This is a genomic window from Xanthomonas sp. SHU 308 (assembly GCF_000364645.1).
In the GTDB taxonomy this organism is placed as follows: domain Bacteria; phylum Pseudomonadota; class Gammaproteobacteria; order Xanthomonadales; family Xanthomonadaceae; genus Xanthomonas_A; species Xanthomonas_A sontii.
Genome location: NZ_AQOK01000346.1, coordinates 1 through 4,850, shown reverse-complemented (window position 1 = coordinate 4,850; position 4,850 = coordinate 1). Strand labels below are relative to the sequence as shown.

At 73.6% G+C, this 4,850-nt stretch carries 3 protein-coding genes; 2 read left to right on the top strand and 1 reads right to left on the bottom strand.

Annotation, left to right across the window (positions count from 1 at the left end):
• Positions 1–1,667 (top strand): primosomal protein N' (locus D588_RS0112095; protein WP_017916163.1); only part of this gene is annotated, 1,667 nt, incomplete at its 5' end.
• Between the two features lie 253 nt (positions 1,668–1,920).
• On the opposite strand, the gene D588_RS0112090 is transcribed toward D588_RS0112095, so the two are convergent.
• Entirely contained in the window at positions 1,921–3,654 is a 1,734-nt protein-coding gene (locus tag D588_RS0112090; protein ID WP_232764287.1) for a VanW family protein, read from the bottom strand.
• Positions 3,655–3,848: 194 nt separating this feature from the next.
• On the opposite strand from D588_RS0112090, the gene D588_RS0112085 reads away from it, so the two are divergent.
• The coding region (locus tag D588_RS0112085) for an NAD(P)/FAD-dependent oxidoreductase (RefSeq protein WP_017916161.1) at positions 3,849–4,850 on the top strand (1,002 nt) is incomplete at its 3' end.

The following is a 4,850-nucleotide window of genomic DNA, read 5'->3' as shown; positions in this document are numbered from 1 at the left end:
ACGCCGAGCGCATCGCGGTGCCGGCCAGCGCCGCGGCGCCGCAGCCACAGCCAGGGCCGGTGCCCAACGCCGAGCAGCAGGCGGCCATCGACGCGGTGGTCGCCGCCGCCGGGTTTGCCCCGTTCCTGCTCGACGGTGTGACCGGCAGCGGCAAGACCGAGGTCTACCTGCAGGCGATCGCCGCCTGTCTGGCGCGCGGGCGCCAGGCGCTGGTGCTGGTGCCGGAGATCGGCCTGACCCCGCAGACCCTGGCCCGCTTCCGCGCCCGGCTGGGGGTGCCGGTGCACGCGCTGCATTCCGGGCTCAACGACAACGAACGCGCCCGGGTCTGGGCCGCCGCCTGGCGCGGCGAGGCGCGGGTGGTGGTCGGCACCCGCTCGGCGATATTCGTGCCGCTGCCGCGGGCAGGATTGATCGTGGTCGACGAGGAACACGACGGCAGCTACAAGCAGCAGGACGGCATCCGCTACCACGCCCGCGATTTCGCTTTGGTGCGCGGCAAGGCGCTGGACGTGCCGGTGCTGCTGGGCAGCGCCACGCCGTCGCTGGAGAGCCTGCACAACGCCACCGGCGGCCGCTACGCACACCTGCGCCTGACCCGCCGCGCCGGCGACGCCAAGCCGCCGACGGTGCGCGTGCTCGACGTGCGCAAGCGCCCGCTGCAGGACGGGCTGTCGCCGGAGGTGCTGGCCGGGATCGGCACGGCACTGGCCGACGGCGGCCAGGTGCTGGTGTTCAAGAACCGCCGCGGCTATGCGCCGGTGCTGCTGTGCCACGACTGCGGCTGGACCGCGCCGTGCCAGCGCTGCAGCACCCCGCTGCACGCCACGCCGATGACCGTGCACGCCGGCGGCCGGCGCCTGCAATGCCACCACTGCGGCGCGCGCCAGCCGGCGCCGCTGGCCTGCCCGGACTGCGGCAGCCTGGCCCTGCAGCCGCAGGGCATCGGCACCGAACGCCTGGAGGAGCGCCTGGTGCAGGCCTTCCCGGACGTGCCGGTGCTGCGCATCGACCGCAGCACCACCCAGCGCCGCGATGCGCTGGAGACGCAGTTGGCCACGCTCGGCACTGCGCCCGGCATCCTGGTCGGCACCCAGATCCTGGCCAAGGGCCACGACCTGCCGCAATTGAGCCGGGTGGTGGTGGTGGGCATCGACGAAGGCCTGTTCTCGGCCGATTTCCGCGCCAGCGAGAAGCTGGCGCAGCAGCTGATCCAGGTCGCCGGGCGCGCTGGCCGCGCCGCGCGCCCGGGCGAGGTCTGGCTGCAGACCCACCACCCCGCGCATCCGCTGCTGCAGACCCTGGTGCACGGCGGCTACCACGCCTTCGCCGCCGCGGAACTGGAGCAACGCGAGGCCGCCGGCTTCCCGCCGTTCGCGCACCTGGCGCTGCTGCGCGCCGAGGCCAAGCAGGTCGAGCACGCCAACGCCTTCCTCGCCGCGGTACGCGCGCTGCTGCCGGTGCAGGACGAGGTGCAGCGCTTCGGCCCGATGCCGGCGCCGATGCCGCGCCGCGCCGGTTTCCAGCGCACCCAGTTGCTGCTGTCGGCCAACACGCGGCGCGCGCTGCACGCGTTGCTGGACGCGGCGGTGCCGGCGATCCACGCGCTGCCGCAGGCACGGCGGGTGCGCTGGTCGCTGGATGTGGATCCGCAGGATCTGTACTGACACGGCGAGTGGTGGCAGCTCGGCAGAACCGACGCGCTGTCCAATGCCGTAGAAGCGGCTTCAGCCGCGATGAGGCGTTACCGGGAGTGCTTCGTCGCGGTTGAAGCCGCTGTTACGAGGCATGAGGCAATGGCGCGTATCGCGACACCACCCGTATTCCCCCCGGAGCCGCTCTAGAGGAACAGCGCATCCGCTTGACGCGTAGCGAGGCAGGCGGGCAACGCGCCAGCGGCCGTGACACCTCGTGCGTTGCTCAGCCCGCCAGACCCAAGGCGTCGATCACCTGCGCGCGCAGCGCGGCGCTGTCGCCGGCCTCCACGCAGCGCCACGCGCCAGCGTCCGCGGACAGGCCGCAGGCGGCGGTGGCGATCACCGGTTTGCCCAGCGCCATGGCCAGCAACAGGCCGCGCGGCTGTTGTTCGATCCACGCCGGCAGCAGCACCAGGCAAGCAGCGTGCACGCCTTCGGCCATCGACGCGACCCGCTGCACCGCGATGCCGTTCCAGAAGTCCGGCGTCTCCTGCGCACCGGGCGGCAGCAGCAACACCAGCGGCAAATCACGCACCGCCTCACGCAGTTCGTAGGCGCCCTTGCGCGCCAGCGCCGAGGCCGCCAGCAGTACCCGCGGTACGGCGTCCACCATGATGGCCGCATGCTCCGGCGCGGCTGCCGGGAGCGCCGGCCGTTGCCATGCCAGCGCGAGGCCGCGGCTGCCGGCCAGCGCCAGCAGTTCGCGATGCGGCGTGATCCAGTGCCGCGTCTGCGCCAGTGCCGCACGCTCGGCGGCGACCAGCGCCGGATCGGCGCGGAAATCGCGCAGGGTGGGACTGTGCGGATGCCGCTGCGCGGCCACGTCCAGGCGCGCCTGCAGCAGATGCATCGGCAAGGCGGTCATGTACACGTCCCAGCGCCGGCCCTGCAACTCGCCGGCCAGCCACAGCTCCGGCAACAGGCTCTGCGGCACCACCAGGTCGACATCGCGCGCGCCCAGGCGCCGCCGCAGCGCCTGCAGGCGGATGCGCTGCGCGCGCTGGCGCGCCTGCGGCAACGGCATGCCGCGCCACAACCACCAGCGCCGCAGCAGCGCCGCGCGCAAGGCCGCGACGCTGGTCCGCGGCAGCGCCAGCACGCGGTCGCCGGGTTGCTGCCGGCGTCGGCGGTCTTCGGCGAATTCCGGCCAGTCCTCGTCGACCAGCCAGGTGCGGTGCAGCCCATCGGGCACCGCTGGCACATGGCGATGGCAGGCGCTGCGGCCGCAGCGGGTGCAGTCGTTGGCGGCGTCGACACCGGCCGGCGCGGTGGGTCGCTGCAGCGGCGACAACGGCAACGCCACCGGCGCCACGGCACCGCCACGGATGCGCACGTGCAGCGCTTCGCCGTCCAGCCACACCTCCAGCCGCCACGGCGCGGCGGCGCGCAGGCGCAGGTCCACGTAGTTCCAGAACACCACCGCGTCGCGGTCGCGCTCGGCCAGGGAGCCGGCAATCACCTGGGTGTGGCGATGCCGCTCGACGATCTCCAACCCCTGTCGCAGCGCCGCGTCGTAGATCGCATTGGACACCTGGCACAGGCCACCGCCGATCGACGGCACCAGGCAGCCCTCGCGCAGTTCGCGGCCGGCGACGAAGCCGCGGCGGCGGGTGGCGCGGCCGAGCTGGCGCCAGAAACCGAAGGTCGCCCCGGCCGGCACCTCCACGCCGTGCAGCGCACGCGCGGCCAGGCGCAGGTTGTGGATCTTGCCGGCCACCAGCTGCGGCGCGGTCTCCTCGCTGTCGGGCCACAGCGCGGTGACGGATTCGGCACAGCTGCCGTCGGCGATCGCCAGGCCGGCATCGCGGCGATGCCGGCGCGGACCGTCGCGCAGATCGTGCAGCGCGCGGCGCAGTTGCAGCGCACGGGTCTTGGCCCAGAACAGCAGGCTGCGCCAGCGCGACGGCAGCAGCGCCGGCGGCGGCGCCGATGCGCGCGGCTTCACTGTCGCTGGCATGAGCGTGCGTCCTCCATGTCGCTGACCGCGCTTGGCATCGCGCTACTATACGGACATGCAGGTCCGGCCCTCGACGAGCGCGCAGCGCCTTTTCGGCAGCGCGCGTTCCGGCGGATCGGTGCGCGCGCGACTGCGAGGCGACCGCCGCGCCGATACCGGACGCTCTCCTCTTTCTCCCGCTCCTGGAGTCCTGCATGAACGACACACGCGTGCCGCACCTGATCGTGGTCGGCGGTGGCTTCGCCGGCTTGTGGGCCACCCGCGCCCTGGCCAGGACGCCGCTGCGCATCACCCTGATCGACCGCCGCAACCATCACCTGTTCCAGCCGCTGCTGTACCAGGTCGCCACCGCCGGCTTGTCGGCGCCGGACATCGCCGCGCCGCTGCGGCAGATCCTGCGCCACCAGGACAACGTCGAGGTGCGCCTTGGGGAAGTCGTCGACATCGACAAGCAGGCGCGGCAAGTGCGCCTGGCCGATGGCCAGGCGCTGGCCTACGACTACCTGCTGGTCGCCACCGGCGCCACCCACGCCTATTTCGGCCACGACGACTGGGCCGCGCACGCGCCTGGGCTGAAGACCCTGGACGACGCGCTGCAACTGCGCCGGCACCTGCTGCTGGCGTTCGAGCGTGCCGAGGCGGAAACCGACCCGGCCGCGCGCGCGGCCTGGCTCAGCTTCGCCATCGTCGGCGGCGGCCCCACCGGCGTCGAGCTGGCCGGCACCCTGGCCGAGATCGCGCGGCACACGCTCAAGCATGAGTTCCGCCGCATCGACCCGGCCGAGGCGCGCGTGCGGCTGATCGAGGCCGGCCCGCGGGTGCTGTCCTCGTTCCCCGAACACCTCTCGGCCAAGGCGCAGAAGCAGTTGGAGAAGCTCGGCGTGGAAGTGCTGACCGGCGTGCCGGTCGCCGACATCGACGCCAGCGGCTATCGCCTCGGCAGCACCTTCGTACCGGCGCGCACCGTGGTCTGGGCCGCCGGCGTGGCCGCCTCGCCGCTGGCGAAGACCCTGCAGACGCCGCTGGACCGCAGCGGCCGCGTGCAGGTGCAGCCGGACCTGAGCGTGCCCGGCCATCCGGAGCTGTTCGTGGCCGGCGACCTGGCCGCGCTGCAGCAGGCCGACGGCCGCCCGGTTCCCGGGGTGGCACCGGCCGCCAAGCAGATGGGCCGGCACGTCGCCGACACCCTGCGCCGG

What these genes read in the sequence shown, in the direction of transcription:
- D588_RS0112090 (WP_232764287.1), bottom strand. Translation starts at nt 3,654, where the DNA reads ATGCCAGCGACAGTGAAGCCGCGCGCATCGGCGCCGCCGCCGGCGCTG.